Origin of the sequence: Halodurantibacterium daqingense (genome assembly GCF_042666235.1) — a bacterium.
Classification (GTDB): Bacteria; Pseudomonadota; Alphaproteobacteria; order Rhodobacterales; family Rhodobacteraceae; genus Halodurantibacterium; species Halodurantibacterium daqingensis.
Genome location: NZ_JBHTFQ010000006.1, coordinates 43,948 through 62,062, shown reverse-complemented (window position 1 = coordinate 62,062; position 18,115 = coordinate 43,948). Strand labels below are relative to the sequence as shown.

Annotated in this window: 19 protein-coding genes; 3 read left to right on the top strand and 16 right to left on the bottom strand. The window is 67.3% G+C overall.

The window, feature by feature from the left end:
• Positions 1-9: 9 nt before the first annotated feature.
• Positions 10-849 (bottom strand): AAA family ATPase, encoded by an 840-nt coding sequence (locus tag ACFQXB_RS11940; protein ID WP_377404578.1) that lies wholly within the window; start codon positions 847-849, stop codon positions 10-12.
• A gap of 193 nt (positions 850-1,042) precedes the next feature.
• On the opposite strand from ACFQXB_RS11940, the gene dksA reads away from it, so the two are divergent.
• Both dksA and ACFQXB_RS11930 read left to right on the top strand, forming a co-directional pair.
• Positions 1,043-1,465 carry an RNA polymerase-binding protein DksA gene (gene dksA, locus ACFQXB_RS11935; protein ID WP_377403834.1) on the top strand — a complete coding sequence of 141 codons (423 nt, stop codon included), beginning with the start codon at positions 1,043-1,045 and terminating at the stop codon, positions 1,463-1,465.
• Positions 1,466-1,537: 72 nt separating this feature from the next.
• Positions 1,538-2,731, top strand: a complete 1,194-nt coding sequence (locus ACFQXB_RS11930) for an FAD-dependent monooxygenase (RefSeq protein WP_377403831.1) — start codon at positions 1,538-1,540, stop codon at positions 2,729-2,731.
• A 173-nt stretch (positions 2,732-2,904) separates the two neighbouring features.
• On the opposite strand, the gene fliN is transcribed toward ACFQXB_RS11930, so the two are convergent.
• The 11 genes from fliN to ACFQXB_RS11875 all read right to left on the bottom strand — a co-directional run bounded on the left by fliN (position 2,905) and on the right by ACFQXB_RS11875 (position 13,638).
• Positions 2,905-3,198, bottom strand: a complete 294-nt coding sequence (gene fliN / locus ACFQXB_RS11925) for a flagellar motor switch protein FliN (protein ID WP_377403828.1) — start codon at positions 3,196-3,198, stop codon at positions 2,905-2,907.
• 17 nt (positions 3,199-3,215) lie between these two features.
• A complete protein-coding gene (fliM, locus tag ACFQXB_RS11920; RefSeq protein WP_377403825.1) occupies positions 3,216-4,190 on the bottom strand; it encodes a flagellar motor switch protein FliM in 975 nt (324 codons plus the stop codon).
• 8 nt (positions 4,191-4,198) lie between these two features.
• Positions 4,199-4,804, bottom strand: a complete 606-nt coding sequence (locus tag ACFQXB_RS11915) for a flagellar basal body-associated FliL family protein (protein ID WP_377403822.1) — start codon at positions 4,802-4,804, stop codon at positions 4,199-4,201.
• 12 nt (positions 4,805-4,816) lie between these two features.
• Positions 4,817-5,629: a flagellar hook-length control protein FliK gene (locus ACFQXB_RS11910; RefSeq protein ID WP_377403819.1), complete on the bottom strand. Its 813-nt coding sequence runs from the start codon at positions 5,627-5,629 to the stop codon at positions 4,817-4,819.
• A gap of 1,035 nt (positions 5,630-6,664) precedes the next feature.
• Positions 6,665-7,084 (bottom strand): hypothetical protein, encoded by a 420-nt coding sequence (locus ACFQXB_RS11905; RefSeq protein WP_377403816.1) that lies wholly within the window; start codon positions 7,082-7,084, stop codon positions 6,665-6,667.
• The gene (locus ACFQXB_RS11900; protein WP_377403813.1) at positions 7,081-8,421 is read right to left on the bottom strand and encodes a FliI/YscN family ATPase; all 1,341 of its coding nucleotides are present in this window, start codon (positions 8,419-8,421) and stop codon (positions 7,081-7,083) included. The genes ACFQXB_RS11905 and ACFQXB_RS11900 overlap by 4 nt, the downstream gene beginning before the upstream one ends.
• On the bottom strand, positions 8,418-9,272 hold the full coding sequence (locus ACFQXB_RS11895) for a FliH/SctL family protein (RefSeq protein ID WP_377403810.1): 855 nt from the start codon (positions 9,270-9,272) through the stop codon (positions 8,418-8,420). Before ACFQXB_RS11895 ends, ACFQXB_RS11900 begins: the two co-directional genes overlap by 4 nt.
• A 3-nt stretch (positions 9,273-9,275) precedes the next feature.
• Complete coding sequence (gene fliG, locus ACFQXB_RS11890) at positions 9,276-10,301, bottom strand: flagellar motor switch protein FliG (RefSeq protein WP_377403807.1); 1,026 nt, start codon at positions 10,299-10,301, stop codon at positions 9,276-9,278.
• 33 nt (positions 10,302-10,334) lie between these two features.
• A complete protein-coding gene (gene fliF / locus ACFQXB_RS11885) occupies positions 10,335-12,098 on the bottom strand; it encodes a flagellar basal-body MS-ring/collar protein FliF (RefSeq protein WP_377403805.1) in 1,764 nt (587 codons plus the stop codon).
• A gap of 33 nt (positions 12,099-12,131) precedes the next feature.
• Positions 12,132-12,440, bottom strand: coding sequence for a flagellar hook-basal body complex protein FliE (gene fliE, locus ACFQXB_RS11880; RefSeq protein WP_377403802.1), 309 nt, complete (start codon positions 12,438-12,440; stop codon positions 12,132-12,134).
• Between the two features lie 40 nt (positions 12,441-12,480).
• Positions 12,481-13,638, bottom strand: a complete 1,158-nt coding sequence (locus tag ACFQXB_RS11875; RefSeq protein ID WP_377403800.1) for a sigma-54 interaction domain-containing protein — start codon at positions 13,636-13,638, stop codon at positions 12,481-12,483.
• A 371-nt stretch (positions 13,639-14,009) separates the two neighbouring features.
• On the opposite strand from ACFQXB_RS11875, the gene ACFQXB_RS11870 reads away from it, so the two are divergent.
• Positions 14,010-14,381 (top strand): hypothetical protein, encoded by a 372-nt coding sequence (locus ACFQXB_RS11870; RefSeq protein WP_377403797.1) that lies wholly within the window; start codon positions 14,010-14,012, stop codon positions 14,379-14,381.
• A 210-nt stretch (positions 14,382-14,591) separates the two neighbouring features.
• On the opposite strand, the gene phoB is transcribed toward ACFQXB_RS11870, so the two are convergent.
• The 4 genes from phoB to pstA are packed head-to-tail and all read right to left on the bottom strand — an operon-like array spanning position 14,592 to position 18,106.
• Positions 14,592-15,284, bottom strand: a complete 693-nt coding sequence (gene phoB / locus ACFQXB_RS11865; protein WP_377403794.1) for a phosphate regulon transcriptional regulator PhoB — start codon at positions 15,282-15,284, stop codon at positions 14,592-14,594.
• Entirely contained in the window at positions 15,284-16,003 is a 720-nt protein-coding gene (gene phoU / locus ACFQXB_RS11860; protein WP_377403791.1) for a phosphate signaling complex protein PhoU, read from the bottom strand. The genes phoB and phoU overlap by 1 nt, the downstream gene beginning before the upstream one ends.
• Positions 16,004-16,014: 11 nt before the next feature.
• Entirely contained in the window at positions 16,015-16,812 is a 798-nt protein-coding gene (gene pstB, locus ACFQXB_RS11855) for a phosphate ABC transporter ATP-binding protein PstB (RefSeq protein WP_377403788.1), read from the bottom strand.
• A gap of 13 nt (positions 16,813-16,825) precedes the next feature.
• Positions 16,826-18,106, bottom strand: a complete 1,281-nt coding sequence (pstA, locus tag ACFQXB_RS11850) for a phosphate ABC transporter permease PstA (protein ID WP_377403785.1) — start codon at positions 18,104-18,106, stop codon at positions 16,826-16,828.
• Positions 18,107-18,115: the final 9 nt, after the last annotated feature.

Below are 18,115 nucleotides of genomic sequence, written 5' to 3'. Positions count from 1 at the left end.
CGGCAGGTGTCAGCGGCCCGACCGGGCCATGAAGGCGAGCCGCTCGAAGAGATGCACGTCCTGTTCGTTTTTCAGCAGCGCCCCATGCAGCCGCGGCAGGGCGGTTCTGGGATCGGCGCGCAGATCCTCGGGGGCAAGATCCTCGGCCAGAAGCAGCTTGAGCCAGTCAAGCACCTCGGATGTCGAGGGTTTCTTTTTCAGCCCGGGCGTTTCGCGGATCTCGTAGAACCGCGTCAGCGCCTGCGTCAGCAACGCTTCCTTGATGCCGGGGTGATGCACCTCGATGATGCGGCGCAGCGTTTCGGGATCGGGGAAGCGGATGTAGTGGAAGAAGCAGCGCCGCAGGAACGCATCGGGCAGTTCCTTCTCGTTGTTCGAGGTGATGATGACGATCGGCCGCTGCCGGGCGCGAATCGTCTCGCCGGTCTCGTAGACGTGGAATTCCATCCGGTCGAGTTCCTGCAGAAGATCGTTCGGAAACTCGATATCGGCCTTGTCCACCTCGTCGATGAGCAGCACGACGCGGCCTTCCGCCTCGAAGGCCTGCCACAGCTTGCCCTTGCGGATGTAGTTGCGCACGTCATGGACGCGTTCATCGCCCAGCTGACTGTCCCGCAGCCGGCTGACGGCATCGTATTCGTAAAGACCCTGCTGCGCGCGGGTGGTGGATTTGACGTGCCATTCGATCATCGGCAGGCCCAGGCTTTCGGCCACCTGGCGGGCAAGCTCGGTCTTGCCGGTGCCGGGTTCGCCCTTGACCAGCAGCGGCCGTTCCAGCGTCACCGCGGCATTGACCGCGACCGCAAGATCCTCGGTCGCTACATAGCGGTCGGTGCCGGTGAATCGCATCATTCTGCCCGTTTCTTGCTGTTCTGCCTTGCAGCACGATAGCGGCGCCCTCAATTTGCCGCAAGGCGCACTATCCCCTAGTGACAAGCCCCAGAGGTTGCGCTAAAGGCGGGGCCGGGAAGGGTGCCGGATGCAAATGACTGAAAAAACAAAGACAGAGCACTCCGTATCCGGTTTACAAAAGGGAACCGAGATGAAGGCAGAGGTCTTTCTACCCGAGGATTATCGCCCCGCCGAGGACGAGCCGTTCATGAACGAACGGCAGCTGGAGTACTTCCGGCGCAAGCTGCACGCCTGGAAGGCAGAACTTCTTGATAACAGCCGCGAAACCCTTGAGGGCCTGCAGGACAGCGCCCGCAACGTTCCCGATATTGCCGACCGCGCAAGCGAGGAAACCGACCGCGCGCTGGAACTGCGCACACGTGACCGGCAGCGCAAGCTCGTGGCCAAGATCGATGCCGCGCTGCGGCGGATCGAGAACGGCGAATATGGCTATTGTGAAGTGACCGGCGAGCCGATCTCGCTCAAGCGGCTCGACGCCCGCCCGATCGCAACCATGACCCTCGAGGCGCAGGAGCGCCACGAGCGCCGCGAAAAGGTGCATCGCGACGACTGATCCCCGGGGGATCGGCAAGGTTCGGGCACCGGGGCGGTCATCGTCCCGGTGTTTTCATCCGAGGGGGCGGCAATGCTGATCGGGCAGAAGATCACCGTGCTGGGTGCCGGCATCGCGGGGCTTGCGGTGGCAACGGCGTTGGCAATGCGCGGGGCGCAGGTCACGGTGCTGGAGCGCGCCGACGCCCTGCGCGAGGTCGGCGCCGGCTTGCAGATCAGCCCGAACGGGGCGCGGGTTCTGGTGGCCCTGGGGCTGGGCGCGGCGCTGGCGCAGCAGGGGGTCGCGGCGCAGGCGGTCGTGCTGCGCGACGGGCTGCGCGGAAAGCAGGTGCTGCGGCTGGATCTTGCCGGGTTGGGGCCCGGGCGCGGCTATCACTTCCTGCATCGTGCCGATCTGATCGAGATGCTGGCCCAGGCGGCGCGCGATGCCGGTGTGCGCTTCCGGATGCTGCAGCAGGTGACGGAACTGACGCTGGGCGATCACATGCCGCGTCTCCGCACCGCCCAGGGTGCCGAATGCGATCTGCCGCTTGTGATCGGTGCCGACGGGCTGCATTCGGTGGTGCGCCAGGCGCTGAACGGCAAGGTCGCGCCCTTTTTCACCCATCAGGTCGCCTGGCGCGCGGTGATCCCCGAGACCCCGGGCGCCCCCGCCGAGGCGCAGGTCTTCATGGGGCCGGGGCGGCATCTGGTCAGCTATCCCTTGCGGGGCGGCACGCAGCGCAACATCGTCGCGGTCGAGGAGCGGCGCAGCTGGACGGAAGAAGGCTGGACGCATGAGGACAACCCCGAGAACCTGCGCGCCGCCTTTGCGGCGTTCGGCGGGCCTCTGCCCGACTGGCTGGCGCAGGTGGGGCAGGTGCATCTCTGGGGGCTGTTCCGTCATCCCGTCGCGCAGCACTGGTATCGGGTGAATGGCGCAGATCAGGGCGTTGCCATCCTGGGCGATGCGGCGCATCCGACGCTGCCCTTCATGGCCCAGGGCGCGAACATGGCGCTTGAGGATGCCTGGGTTCTGGCCGATTGCCTTGCCAGCCATGACGGTCTCGCCGCCGCCTTTGCCGCCTATCAGATGCGCCGTCAGTCCCGGGTGCGCGCTGTGGTCGAGGCGGCGAACCGCAATGCCCGCGCCTATCACCTGCGCGGACCTCTGCGCGGCGTCGCGCATCTGGGCTTGCGGATCGGCGGGCGGTTGATGCCGGATGCGCCGCTGCGCCGCTTTGACTGGATCTATGGCCACGATGTGACCGCTGCCGCCACGGGCTGAGTGGGCGGGCGCATGGGGCGGGTGGCCCGGCCCGGCGTCAGGGTCCGGCCGTCCTGCCTTGCCCCGCGATGCTCCGGGGACCACGGTGAGGGCGCCCGGCCGGATGGGATCGGCCAAGCTGCCCACCGGAAACATCGTCGGACCGCAGGCCCTGGACGGAGGCGGGTGGCGCGTCAAAGGCTCTCGACGCGCTTCTCGGGCTCCACGATCTCGCCAAAGCGCACGCCGAAACGGTCGCCGACCATCACCACCTCGCCCTTGGCGATCATCGTGCCATTGACGAGGATATCGAGCGGGTCGCCCGCCAGCCGGTCAAGCTCGATCACCGAGCCTTCCGAAAGGCGGAGCAGATCGCGGATGGTGATTTCCGTGCGCCCGACCTCGACGGTCATGCGCACCTCGATGTTTTCAAGCACCCGCAGGTTCTCGACGCTGGGGCGGCTTTCGCCGTCGCTGGATCTGGCCATGGGATTTCCTTTCAGGCTCAACTGGTGTGGCGGGTTTTCAGGTTCAGCGCCGCGCGGCCGCCGATCTCGCCCATCTCGGCGTCGAAGATGCGGCGGTTTTCGACATGAACCTCGATCGCCTCGCCGATCTGGATGGGAAAGACCTCGCCGCTTTGCAGGTGCAGAAGCCGGCGCAGCGGCACGGTGGGCTCTGCAAGCCGCGCAGTCAGTGTCAGCGGGATCGAGAGGATCGCCCGCTCCAGCTTGTCACGCCAGGACATGTCGTCATCGACAAAGTCGGACTGGACGCGCGACCGAAGCTGCGAGGCAAGCGGCTTGAGCGTCTGCACCGGATAGAGGATGTCAAAGCTTGCCGGGTCGCTTTCCGGAAGCTGCACCATGAACGAGCAGTTGATCACCATGTCGCCGCCATCCACGAACGAGGCGAACTGGAGGTTCTCCTCGGTGCTCTGGATCGTGAAGGTCAGCGGCACCAGATCGCGCCAGGCCAGCTGCAGCGCCTGGTTCAGCCCCTGGGTGATGATGCTCAGCACCCGCTGTTCGGTGGCGGTGAACTCGCCCCGGGAATTGCGCAGCGGCCGGGCCCGTCCGCCGTAATAGCTTTCCGTCAGAAGCGAGATGAAGCTGGGGGCGATCACGATCAGCTGGTTGCCCCGCAGTTCCTCGATGCGGCTGGTGGTGAGGCTGACGAAATTGTCGATCCCGTCGCGGTATTCATCGAAGGTCTTGACCTCGGGCGGGAAGGAGGAGATCCGCGGCGTGATCCGCAGCATCGGCAGGAAGACCGACCGCGCCAGCCGGCAGAACCGTTCGTTGATCATGCGCAGCGCATAGTAGTCGCCCATGAGCGACAGGTCATTGCCACCGAAGGTATAGGGGCGTACATCCTGGCCGTCCTCGGTGCGGCCGGTCGTCTCGTCCTCGTCCATGTTGAACAGGCCGCCGACAAGGGCCTCGACCTCTTCGGCGGAAAGCTTGCGGGAAGAAACCATCGTGGCGCCTATTGCAGGATGAATGACGTGAAATGCACCGACTCGATCCCGCCGAAGTTCTCGAGCCGCACAAGCCGGTCGTTGATCGCATCGCGCATCGCGCCGGCCATCCGGTCGCGGCCCTCCTTGCCCTGAACCTCCTCCTCGGTGAACTCGCTGATCACGCTCAGGATTTCGGAGCGCAACGCAAGCTGATGCGTTTCGACATTGGTGATGACCCGGGTGTCATACTGGGTGGAGACGCCGATACCGACCTGCAGGAACCGGCGCGAGTTGCGCAGGTTGGTGGTGAAGGTGCCGGGAAATTCGTAATAGGTGGTCACGAAGACGGTTGGCGCCGGGCTTTCGCGGCGGGCAGGCTCGGCCGGGGTGGCCTGGGCATCGGCCGGATCGGTTTCGGCGGCAAGCCTGCCGCGCCGTTCCAGGATCTGTTCGATCTGGGCCGACGGGTCATTCGCCATCCGACCAAACAGCACATAGCCCGCGCCAAGCCCCAGCCCGACCAGCAGAAGCGCCGCAAGCGGCATCAGGATGAAGCGCAGCAGTTTTCCCTTTCGCCGGGGCGGAGCGGGTGGGTCTTCGGCCAGGGCGGCCGGGGCGGGGGCGCGTGCCATGTCTGCCTCGTATCAAGCGATGAGATTGATGCGCCCCGGGCTGCGGGGCGTGGATGGGTCTTGGTCCGGATGGGCGGCCGGGGTGCCGGATCTGGCGCGGATCGCGTCGGGGGCCGGCGCGACGCCGGCCGCGCGATGCTGCGCCCCGCCATTCCCGGTGTCGCCGCTGCCGGCGCTGAACGGCCCCAGGCGCAGGCCCAGCGCCTCGAACTCGGCGGCAAGCTGATCCTCGGAGGCGGCAAGAAGGCGGGCTGCGGCGGCCTGCTCGGCGGTGATCGTCACGGCAGTCTCGCCGCCAGAAACGGCGATGCGGATTCGCAGCGCCCCGAGACGTTCGGGCGTGACGGCAATGTCATGAATGGCGCCAGCGCGCAGCATCTGCGCGGCAACCTGGCGCGCAAGCCGCGCCGGCCATTCGGCTTGCAAGAGGTTCAGCATCGTTCCCGCACCACCGGGGCCGCGCAGGACAGAGTCTGCCGGCAGCGGCACGCGGGACGCTTCGGCGCGCTCGCCCGAAATCTCGGCCGGTCGCGGGGCGGAGGGCGGCAGTTCCGGCGCAGCAGTTGCCGAAGGACGTGCGGGGTCCGCGTCGGGGCCGTGGGCCGGGGGGGGCACGGGGCGTGTGGCTGCGGCTTGCGCGGCATCACCGCCGGGAAGGGCTTGCGCCACGGGCGGCAGCGCTTTCGCGCGGCGCCCGTCGGGCTCGGCCAGGGAGCCGGGCTCGGACGCCGGTTCTGCACCACGCGGCGCGGTGTCCGCCTCGGGCTGCGCGTCAGGGTTGCCGCGCGCGCCGCGTGCTGCGGGGGCCATGCCGGCGACCGCCACCGCGATCTCCCCGGTCACGGAAGGGGCAGGGCCTGCGGGCGCGGGAATGTCTGTGGCAACCGCCACCGATGCCGGAGGTGGTGCGCCCGTGCCGGTGGGTGCTGGTGCCGACGGCGCGGGGGCGCCAGCCGCAACCGAGGGGGCCGCTGCGAGGCTGGCTGGCGCTGTGATCGGGGGTCGGGGGGGCGGCGAGCCTGCGGATGCTTTCGACGGCGCGGCGGATGGTGCCGCGGCGCCGCCCGAGGGGGATGCCATGGCGGCCTTGCCCGGGAGGGATGCTGGGGCAGGCACAGACACTGCGGCCTGACCTGCCGGTGCAAGACCTTCGGAAGCGTCCGGAGCCGTCCGCGCAGGTTCTGCCGCAACACGGGGATCGGCGCCACGGGGGTCAAGGCCGCCGATGGCGTCTGGCTCTCCGGGGGTGGCCCCTGCACGATCGAGATCAAGCTGCGCCGCGCTGAACGGGCGCCCGGTCGCGGGGTCGGGAGCCACCATTCCGGCGGGGCCATGGGATTCCGTCCCGCTCGGGATGGCGAGCGGGGCTGCCACGGGTTCGGGTGCGGGGTGATCCTTGCTGATCGTCTCTGGCGCGTCGGGACGATCTGCGGGCGCAAGTGCGGCGCCCGGCCGAGATCCGGTGCGCGGCAGAGGCATCTCGGATTGGCTGCCTGCCTCAGCCTTCCGCCAAAGGGGCTGCCCGCGGGCAGCGAGGGCTGGCGGAACGGCCGGCGCGTTTCCGGTATCCGCCGCACCCTCCGGCAGCTCGGCTTCGGTTTCTCCCGGGATGCCTGCGCCTGTCGCCGGCGGGCGCGCCGGATCACGACCTGCGGGATCGTGCTGTGGCAAATGCATGTCGAAGAGCGCATTGAACGGCGGCACCGCCCCAGCCCCATCCTGTGCGGACGCCGCCCCCCGCGACGGGGCGGCAAGGCGTGTTGCTTCAGGGTCTGGGGTCAGGCGGATCATGGAACTCTCCACCGGAATGGCCGGCGTCTGACATGGTGCAAGATCGGTGCCACGGCTGCGCGATGCGGATCACTTCCGCGTATCGGTCCGGGGTGGAAGGGCGGCTTCGGCGCGGGCGGCGCGGCGTTCCAGTTCGTCCCGGCGCAGGGCCTCGGCCCGGTCGGCGAAAAGACCGCGCCGAAGCTCGGTCCGCGCAAGATCGTGCCGCAGCCGTTCGCATTCGCCGCCCAGGAACTCGGCGCGGTTGCGCGCAAGGCCGGACTGGTCCTCGATCTGCAGACCGTACCAATGATCCGCCCGCAGCTGTGCCGCCGTCCGCGGACGGCTGTCCTCGTGCCGCCGTTCGGCCTGAAGGGCGGCAAGCTGATCGGCAAGGGCCGCCGCCCGGGCCTGTTCCTGCGCGGCCTCGCGCAGGGTCGCGGCGGCACGGCTGCTGCGCAACGCCTCGCGCCGCATCATCAGCAGCATGAGCCGTTCGCGCCGGGTCATGCGCCCGGCCCCGTCAGGGCCAGCAGGGCCGCGATGCTTTGACCAAAGTCGGCGCGTTCATCGGGTTGCTGCCGCACGAACTGCAGGATCCGGGGCCAGAGCGCCACGGCCATGTCCAGGTCGCCGTCCTGACCGGGCGCATAGCCCCCCATCAGCATCAGGTCACGGTTCTCCTGATAAAGCGACACATAGCGCCGCAACCGCAGCGCCGCCTGTGCATGGTCGGCGCCCGCGACATCCGACATGACCCGGCTGACCGATTGCGGAATGTCGATGGCCGGATAGATGCCCAGCTGCGTCTGCGCCCGCGACAGCACCAGATGCCCGTCAAGGATGGCGCGGGCGGTATCGACCACCGGATCATTGGTATCGTCGCCATCGGCAAGCACGGTGTAGAAGGCGGTGATCGAGCCTTCGCCGGGAAGGCCGGGGCCTGTCCGCTCGATCAGCGTGGGGATCAGCGAGATCACCGAGGGGGGATAGCCCTTGGAGGTGGGCTGTTCGCCAAGCGCCAGCCCGATCTCGCGCCGGGCATGCGCCACCCGGGTGAGGGAATCCATGATCAGCAGCACCTCGCGGCCCTGGGCGCGGAAATATTCGGCAATGGCCGTCGCCCGGTTCGCGCCGCGGATGCGCAGCAGCGGCGAACGGTCGGCGGGCACGGCCACGACACAGACACGGTCGCGCGTTTCGGGCGAAAGCACGGCACGGACAAAGGCGCCGACCTCGCGGGCGCGTTCGCCGATGAGGCCGACCACGATCACCTCGGCTTCGGTGAAGCGGGTCATCATCTCGATCAGCACCGATTTTCCGACGCCCGATCCGGCGATGATCCCCAGCCGCTGGCCGCGCCCGACCGTCAGCATGCTGTTGATCACCCGTACCCCCACATCCAGGGGCCGGTCGACCGGTTGCCGCTCGAGCGGGTTCATCACCCGGCCGGCCAGCGGCCAGAGCGTGTCAAGCTGCGGTGGCGGCAATCCGTCCAGCGGCGCGCCGCCGGCGTCGATCACCCGCCCGAGAAGCGTCGGGCCGACAGCCGCGTGGCGGCCGTCATCAATGGGTCGTACGCGGGCGCCCGCCTCGATCCGCGCGCCGGGGCTGTCGAGATACAGAAGGTTGCGCCCCTCGGCAAAGCCGATGACCTCGCCCAGGATCGGGGCGCTTGCGCCGGTTTCGGCGTCGTCGATCGCGCAGATCGCGCCGACGCTGACCGGAAAGCCGTCGCATTCCACGACCTGCCCGTCATAGCGCACCACCCGCCCCGAGGCGCGAAGAGTCGGGCGCGCGGGCAGGGCGGCGAGATCACGGCACAGCGATGCCACGACCGGGTTCATGCGCCGTCTCCGGGCGCAGAGGCGGCCTGACCGGGGCTGCGGGGCGGGGGGTCCAGAAGATCCTCGATCACGATTCCGCCGGCGCGAAGCATGATATCGCCCGGCAACAGCCCCGGCGCGGCCACAAGCGCCACGCCGCGCAGGGCGGGCGCTTCGGCGAGGTGGGGCGTGATGGCGGCAAGATCGTCGGCGTTCAGGACAAGCTCGGCCTGCCGGGCGGCGCTGCCGATGCGGTCCACAAGGGCCTCGACCCGCGCCAGGAAGGCTTCGGGCTGTGCGTCGATCGTCGCGCCCGCCCGCATCGCGGCCAGCCGGCGCACGGCCCGCAGGACATCCTTGCGCAGCGCCTCGATGCTGGCTTCGGACAGCGCGGCGGCCTGTTCAGCCGCGCGGGCAAGGGCGGCGGTGGCCGCACCGAGGCGCGCTTGGGCCTGGCGGCTGGCGGCTTCGGCCCCGGCTTCATACCCTTCCTGCCAGGCGGCACTGCGCAGCGCTTCGAGATCGGGCGCGGGGGCCGGCGGGTCGGGCGGCGGGGCGATGGTGTCGCTTGCAGCCGCGGGCACCGGGGGCGGGGCGACGGGGCCGTCATCGGGCGCTGCTTCCGCGGCGGCCAGAGGCGTTGCCGGCGCCGGTTCGGACGGGGCAGTGGCGGGTGGCTGCGCGGGCGGCGCTTCCTCCTGCCGGCTGTTGGAAAAGGCCAGTTCCGCAAGGCTGCGGGGCCGGAACGCCGCGTCCGGGCCGCCACGTCCCAGCGGCGTTTCGCGGAAGGCCTGTTCGGTGGCAAGCTTCAGCAGCCGGTTGATCTCGACATCCGCCAGCGGGCGCGCTTCGTCATGGGGTGCAAGTGTCATCGCCTACACCATCTCGTCGCCGCCGCGGCCGGCAAGCACGATCGTCCCGTCATCCGACATCTTGCGGGCGATGTTGATGATCTGCTTCTGCGCCTCCTGCACTTCGGTCAGGCGGACGGGGCCAAGGGCCTCCATCTCGTCGACGATGTTCGCGGCCGCGCGGCTGGACATGCAGCCCATGATCCGGTCGCGCAGGGTTTCATCCGCCCCCTTCAGCGCCAGCACCAGCACGTCGTTATCGACGGCGCGCAGCAGCGTCTGCAGCGACCGGTCATCCGACATGACGAGGTTGTCGAAGACGAACATGTTGTCCTGGATCGACTGCATCAGCTCCTTGTCCTCCTTGCGGATGTCACGGAGGATGCGCTGTTCCATCGCCTGTTTGGTGAAGTTCATGATCTTGGCCGCGGCCTTCACCCCCCCGATCTGCGAGGCCCGCAGCGTGGTGTTCGCCTTGAACTTGGTCTGCATCACATGTTCCAGTTCGCGCAGCGCATCGGGCTGCACGGTCGAGAGCGTGGCGATCCGGCGGATCACGTCGGGCTGCACCTCGACCGGCAGAAGTTGCAGCACATCCGCCGCCAGCCCGTAATCCAGATAGGCGACGATCAGCGCGATGATCTGCGGGTGTTCGTCACCGATCAGTTCGGCAATCGCGCGGGCATCCATCCAGTCGAGAATCTCGATCGGGCGTTCGCTGCTGGCGGGGGTGATCCGGGTCAGAACCGACTGCGCCTTGTCAGACCCAAGCGCCTTGGTCAGGACGTTGCGGATGTAGTTGCCCGCGCCCAGACCCAGGCTGGTCTGTTGCTTCATGATGCCCAGAAATTCATCCAGCACCGCATTGATGGATTCCCGGTCGATGCCCTCGACGGAATACATCGCCGTGCCAAGGTGCTGCACCTCGCGCGGGGACAGGTGGCGCAGGACTTCGGCGGCCTCGTCTTCACCCAGAAGCATCATCAGGATCGCCGACTTCTGGGTGCCGGTCAGGGTCAGATGGGCGGGAACGGTCATGTCGGTGGTCATGGGGCCTCTGCTTCGGACGGGGACGGCGGGCGGTCAGCCCACCATGTCGATGTCGTCCTTCATCATCATCTTGAACACGTTGGAGACACGGCCGGCTTCGTCCGCGACGATCATGCGGATCAGGGCGACCTTGTCGTCGTAGGAATTGGCGGTATCGAGCAGTTCCATCGATATCTGCGATTTGCGCGGCCGCAGGCGGGCCTTGATGTCCTCAAGCGTTTCGCCTTCGCCAACCACCACCTGTTCGGGTTCGGCATCGTCGTCCAGGATCTGCGGCTGAGCCGGGGCGACCGGGTCCAGAAGCCGGTTCAGAAGCGGGCGGATCACCCCCATGACCACCGCGACCAGCAGCAGGACCAGCAGGGCGTTGCGGGCAGTTTCGCGCAGCCAGGGCGCTTCCGACCAATGCGGGGCGATGCCGTCGAAACTGTCGATGAACGGGCGGCTGCTGACGGTCAGGCTGTCGCCCCGCGTATCGTTGAGGCCGATGGCGCTGCGGACCAGTTGTTCGATATCGGCGATGACTTCGGGCGGAAGCGGCTGGGCAACCGGCGCGCCCGTTTCGGGATCGGTTCCCATGGCGCCGCGCAGCAGCAGGGCCGCATCGATGCGCGCGATCCGGGCAGCGGGCGCCTGCGTGGTCTCCACGGTGCGGCTGACCTCGTAGTTGCGCACCTCGCTGGTTGACCGGGACCGGATGCTGCGGTCGGGCGCAGGCTCGGTGCCTTCGGCGCCCGGTTCGGCCTCGGCCTCGCCTGACTGGGGCGAAGGCGGCGTTTCGGTCAGCTCCGCCTCGGCGGGGGGGGTGTTGCTGACGGCGCCCGGAATGCCGCGGGCGCGGGGATCGGTGGTTTCGTCAAGCGTGTTCTGTTCGCTGCGAAGTGCATTGCCATTGGGATCAACGCGTTCTTCCATCACCTCGCTGCGGGTGAAATCCACATCGACATTGACCTGGACGCTGAGATTGCCCGGGCCGACAATGGGCGTCACCAGCGCCTCGATCCGGCTGCGATAGAGCTGTTCCAGCCGCATCCGGTATTGCAGCTGCTGGTCGTTCAGCAGGCTGCCGGCATCATCCGAGGCGCGCGACAGAAGCCGCCCGGTCTGATCGACAACCGCCACGTCGCCGCGCGTCATGTTCGGCACCGAGGCCGACACGAGGTTGACGATCGCGGCCACCTGGCTTTCCTCAAGCAGGCGGCCCGGGGCGATCTGGACAAAGACCGATGCGGTCGGCGGCTGCATGTCGCGCACGAAGACCGATCGTTCCGGCAAGGCCAGATGGACGCGCGCCGCCTGCACATTCTCGATCTCGGCGATCGAGCGCGCCAGGTCGAGTTCCTGTGCCTGGCGGATCCGGATCATCTCGACCGAGCGGCTGGTGCCCATCGGCATGTCCGCCAGGCCCGAATAGGCATCGGGGGCGCTGACCGGCAGGCCCTGCGCCGCCAGCGTCATCCGGGCGCGGTGGAAATCATCGCGCGCCACCAGCACTTCGCCGGTGGCGCGGTCCAGCGTCACCGGGATGCCGGCGGCGCCAAGGGATTGCACCACGCGGGCCTTCTCGGCCTCGGGCAGGCCGGTGAACAGGGGTTGGCGCGGCGGTTCGCGCAGCAGCGCGTAAAGTGCCAGCGCCACGACGGCCACGGTGACGGCAAGGATCGCGGGCAGGGCGCGCCGCACCCCGGGCTGGGCCGTGAACACCCCAAGACGCGAAACCAGCGCGCGCCCCTGGGGAACCAGAGCGCCCAGCCCCTGCGTGGGGCCCGAGGTGGTCAGGTTGGTGCCTTGCGCCATGGATGCGGTCCTGTCTGACGGTTAGAACGCCGGTCACACCGGCATGTTCATGATGTCCTTGTAGGCGGTCAGCGCCTTGTTCCGGACGTTCAGCGCCATCTGGAAGCCGAGGCTGGCGACCTGCTGGCTGATCATCACGCGGCTCAGGTCGTTCTCCAGCCCCAGTTCGTAATCGCGCGCACTGGCCGCGGCACTTGCCTGTGCATCGGCCACCGATCGCAACGAGCCCTGCATCCGGTCGCCAAAGCTCTGGCTGGGGGTTGTCTGGGGCGTGGCCTGGCGCTGCTGCAGCGTCTGGTGAAGCTGGCCAAGCGAAAGCGACGGCGAGGAAATCGAGGTCATGTCGGACGTTCCGTGTCAGAGAAAGGCATCAGGGGCGAGGTCAAGACGCGGTGGCGCGTTCCGGCTGGCGCGGCAGCATGGCCGGGGGCAGGGCGGGCGCCAGTGACAGGCTGATCCCCGGATCAAGGATGATGTCCGCCGCCCCGATCCTGCCGCCCGAACACAGAACCAGCGCGCGCTGCATCACGTTCTCGAGCTCGCGCACATTGCCGGGCCACGAATGGGACAGCAGAAGATCGGCCGCCGCAGGATCAAGGCGCGGCAGATCGCGATCCTCGGGGCAGTGCCGGCGCAGCAGTGACACCGCCAGCGGCAGGATATCATCCGGGCGCGCGGCCAGCGGCAGCGTGGTCAGCGGAAAGACATTGAGCCGGTAGAACAGGTCTTCGCGGAAGCGGTTTTCGCGCACCTCGCGCCCCATGTCGCGGTTGGTGGTGGCGACCAGCCGCACATCGACCGGAACCTCTTTCTGCGCACCCAGTGGCGTGACCCGGCGTTCCTGCAAGACGCGAAGGATCTTTGCCTGTAACCCGAGCGGCATTTCCGAGATTTCGTCCAGAAGCAGCGTTCCGCCTTCGGCCGCACGGAAAATCCCCTTGTTGGCGGTAGCTGCGCCGGTAAAGGCACCTTTCTCGTGGCCGAAAAGCATGGCCTCGAGCATGTTTTCGGGAATGGCCGCGCAGTTGATGGCCACGAAGGGCTGCGCCGCACGGGCCGAGCGCAGGTGGATCGTGCGGGCAAGAACCTCCTTGCCGCTGCCGGTGGGGCCGTTGATCAGCACCGTCACATCGGCCGCCGCAACGCGCGCGACCAGATCCAGCAGCTGACCGGTCCGCTCGTCGCAGCTGACCATCGCCTCGCAGGGGGCCGCGACCAGATCGGCAAGCATCAGCAGATCGCCGTCGCGCAACGGGGTGCAGCCGGGCGTGCCAAGGCCATAGCGGATCAGCCGGCCGCCCATCTCGCGGGAATGTACGCCGGGCAGTTCCGCGCCCTCGGACACGATGATGATATGTCGGGCCTGCTGGGCGCGCGCACGCTCGATCACTTGGGTCGTACCACCAAGCGCGCGTTCGCAGGCCGCCGAACAGACCAGAACGCCCGGATGCGTTTCCTGCACAAGGCGTCGGCGGGAAAGCAAGGCCGTCAGCGCGGCAGCTGCAGCGAAGGCGGTGGTATCGACATGGATCCCGGTCATCGTGAACTCCTTTCCGACGTATGACCAGAAAGGCAGGAACCGTGCCAAGTGGATCAGGCACCGGCATTTTGTTGTCCCTCGGCTGTCGGGAACGCGCGGCGCGTCGGATTTCCGGCATCGGACGCTCGGGCTGCGGAGGCGACGTAAGCTTGACATATCCTTACGGGATTGTCGTTTACTTCCGAGAGGTGATGCACTAAAATAAAACATAATACCAATTATTAGCCTTGGAGCTGCTTCCGGGGCGCGCTCTGCTGAAATGCGGCTTTCCGTGCTCGACAATGGCATGAGCCAAGAAAGGATCATGGACTGAAGGTTCGGTTCTCTCACCTTTCCTTTCCGGGCGTCGCAGGATCGCGCCCGGGCGGCAGATGAAGCTCGGCGCTGACGAGATGGCGCACAGGCTTGGCCGGCATCGCACGTCGATTTCTTGCGAACTGCGGCCAAACCATTTCCATGACGGCGCGATCCCGAAGCCAGGAAGCTGGTGCTGTGTGGTGGCGCCGAGCCACGCGGATGGACGACGGAGACGGCAGCGCAAGCTGCTGCGTGATCCCGTGTTCTGCGGACCAGGCAGAGCACCGTCCGAGGTCCGGCCGGACCCCGAGCAGAACGCCGACCAGATGCGTTACCAGAATGCTCCTCATCGGGTTTGTCGGGAGACGATCTATCGACGCATCTATTCCGAGGACAGACGCCGCAGCGAGCTGTTCCGGCGCGACCCGCTGCGCAAGCATCCCTAATCAGGATCGGAGGTCAGGCATCCTGCCCCCGTCACGGCCGCCTGAAGTCGCGTGCGAAGGTTCCCTGACGTCCGGCGCTCTCGCCGCGTCCGGAAAGACGTTCCGCGTGCGAAGCCGGAGTGTCTGCTTCTGAGCCGATCGCCCTGATGCGGGTCTGGCCGCCCGGAACCGCCGCGGATCGTGGCGATGCTCCGGGGTGCGGCCCTGGCGTCAGCCCAGCGCGTAGCCCGCGCCGCGCACCGTGCGCACCGGGTCGCTGCCGCCATGTTCCATCAGGGCCTTGCGCAGCCGCCCGATATGGACATCGACCGTGCGCGTATCGACATAGATGTCGCGGCCCCAGACGCGGTCGAGAAGCTGCTCGCGGCTCCAGACGCGGCCGGGTTTCTCCATGAAGGTCGACAGCAACCGGAACTCGGTCGGCCCCAGTTTCAGCAGCTTGCCGTTGCGGTGCACCTTGTGGGTTTCGCCGTCCAGGGTGATATCCTCGAACTGAAGCGTCTGCCCGGCCGAGGACGGCCGCGCCCGGCGCAGATTGGCGCGCAGCCGCGCCATCAGTTCCGACATCGAATAGGGCTTGATGACATAGTCGTCGGCACCGGTTTCAAGGCCGCGGATCCGGTCTTCTTCCTCGGTGCGGGCCGAGACCATGATGACGGGAATGTTGCGGGTGGCGATGCGCGATTTGAGCTGACGGCAGACCTCGATCCCCGAGAGGCGCGGCAGCATCCAGTCCAACAGGATGATGTCGGGCCCCTGCTCGCTTACGGCCAGCAGCGCCTCTTCGCCGTCGCCGGCGCTGATGGCGCGGAACCCTTCGGCCTCGAGGTTATAGGTCAGGATCGCGCGTTGCGCCGGTTCGTCATCGACGACAAGCACGGTGGGGAGTTCGCTTGCAGCCATCACGGCACCTCATGGTGGGCGGCAAAGGATGTCTGATCGCCCTTCGGGCGCGCATCATCGGGCATCTGACCGGTGACGAGATAGACGACCTGCTCGGCGATCGAGGTGATGTGGTCGCCCATGCGCTCGATGTTCTTGGCGATGAAATGCAGATGCATGCAGGCGGTGATGTTGCGCGGATCTTCCATCATATGGGTCAGGAATTCGCGGAACAGCGCGTTGTACATCTGGTCCACCTCCTGATCGCGGCTGCGGACATCCATGGCCAGTTCGGGATCGCGCTGGATATAGGCATCGAGCGCGTCCTTGAGCATCAGTTCAACCGCCTTGGCCATGCGACGGATGCTGCCCCCTGCCCCCGCCACCTGCGGCATCTGCCCCAGGGCGGTGGTGCGCTTGCCCATGTTCTTGGCATAGTCGCCGATCCGTTCGAGGTTTCCGGCGATCTTCATCACCGTAAGGACGGTGCGCAGGTCGGTGGTGTTGGGCGCGCGCAGCGCGATGATGCGCGCGACTTCCTCGTTCACCTGCTGTTCCAGCGCATCGACGGCGCGGTCATTGGCCCGCACCAGGGCGGCCAGTTCATCGTCGCGGGCTTCAAGGGCCTGGCTCGCGTCGAGGATCGCGGTCTCGACCAGGCCGCCCATCTTCATGATCATGGCCTGAACCGCCTCAAGATCGCGGTCGAAGGCGGACAGGATGTGCTTGTCGGTGGCCATTGGGGCTCCTTTCAGCCGATCCGGCCCGAAATGTAGCTTTCGGTGCGCGGGTCGCGGGGATTGGTGAAGATCTGGCCGGTCTCGCCATATTCGACCAGATTGCCCAGATGGAAGAAGGCGGTGCGCTGGCTCACCCGGGCGGCCTGCTGCATCGAATGGGTGACGATCACCACCGAGAACTGGCTGCGCAGATCGTCGATCAGTTCTTCGACCTGGGCGGTGGCGATCGGATCAAGCGCCGAACAGGGTTCGTCCATCAGCAGCACCTCGGGGCGCGTGGCGATGGCGCGCGCGATGCACAACCGCTGCTGCTGCCCGCCCGAAAGACCGGTTCCGGGCTGCAACAGCCGGTCCTTCGCCTCGTTCCAAAGCGCGGCGCGGCGCAGGCTGCTTTCGACGATCTCGTCCAGCTCGGCCTTGTTGCGGGCAAGACCGTGGATCCGCGGCCCATAGGCCACATTGTCATAGATCGATTTCGGGAACGGGTTCGGCTTCTGGAACACCATGCCCACCCGGGCGCGCAGCTGCACCGGATCGACCTTCGGGTCGTAGATGTCCTGCCCGTCCAGTTCGATCCGGCCCTCGACGCGGGCGATGTCGATCGTGTCGTTCATCCGGTTCAGCGTGCGCAGGAAGGTGGACTTGCCACAACCCGAAGGCCCGATGAAGGCCGTCACCATCTTGTCGCGGATGTCGATGGCGACATCCTTGATCGCATGGGTGGCACCGTAATAGACCTGCACGTCGCGGGCCGAGATCTTGATCTCGTTGTTCTCCACCTGTCTCTCCAGAATTCTCATGTCGTTCATCGCGCGCTCCATCTTACCAGCGGCGTTCAAATTTGCTGCGCAGGAAAATCGCCAGGGCGTTCATCGCCACCAGGAAGGTCAGCAGCACGAGGATCGCCGCCGAGGTGCGGGAAACGAATCCGCGCTCGGGGCTGTCGGCCCAGATGAAGATCTGGGTGGGCAGCGCGGTTGACGGCTCGAACGGGCTGCCGGGCGCGGCCGTGATGAAGGCGTTCATGCCGATCAGCAGCAACGGTGCGGTTTCGCCCAAGGCCTGCGCAAGGCCGATGATCGTGCCGGTCAGGATCCCCGGCATTGCCAGCGGCAGCACATGCTGGAATACCACCTGCTGTTTCGAGGCCCCTACCCCCAGCGCCGCCTCGCGGATCGAGGGGGGCACGGCCTTGAGCGCGGCGCGCGTGGCGATGATGATCGTGGGCAGGGTCATCAGGGCCAGCGTCATGCCCCCGACGAAGGGCGCCGAGCGCGGCATGCCGAACCAGCCCAGAAAGACCGCCAGCGCCAGAAGCCCGAACACCACCGAGGGCACCGCCGCAAGGTTGTTGATATTGACCTCGATCAGGTCGCTGATCCGGTTTCTGGGTGCGAATTCCTCAAGATAGATCGCGGCGCCGATCCCGATCGGGAAGGACAGCAGGAAGCACACCATCAGCGCGTAGAACGATCCGATCAGCGCGCCCCGCAGCCCGGCAAGTTCCGGAAAGCGCGAATCCGCGTTGAGCAGAAGCGCCCAGTTCAGCGGCGCCGAGATCATGCCCGCCTGGTCCAGCCGGTCGAAGGCCGCGATCTGCGCGTCGTTGAGCCTGCGGATCCGCTCGGGCGTTTCGCGGTCGATCAGACCCTTGTGCAACTGGTCATAGGGGTCCGACACCGGCACCCGCAGGCTGACCGTCTGGCCGATCAGCGCCGGATTGGCAACCACCCGGTCGCGCACCATGAATTGCGCACCATTGGACAGGATGGCGGTGAGGTTGCGCAGTTCTGCATCACTGGCCTCGGGGAAATACTGCGCCATTACCTGCGGCATCAGCGCCCGGAAGTTGCCGCGCCCCGGATCGGCCTCGTTCATCAGTTCGGGGTCGTAATGCACTGAAATGGTTACATGGGTCTGGGTGAAAGCCCGGAACCCGCTGGAAACCAGCGTGGCGATCAGGATGAACAGCACAAGGAAGGCCAGCCCGATCGCCGTCAGGCCAAGGCCGCGCAGCCATCGCTGCTTGCGGTTGCGCTTGCGCAGGCGGGCCTGCAACGCAGGGTCGGTCCAATCGACGCGGTGGGCGGTGTGGTCAGCCATGTCTCGGCC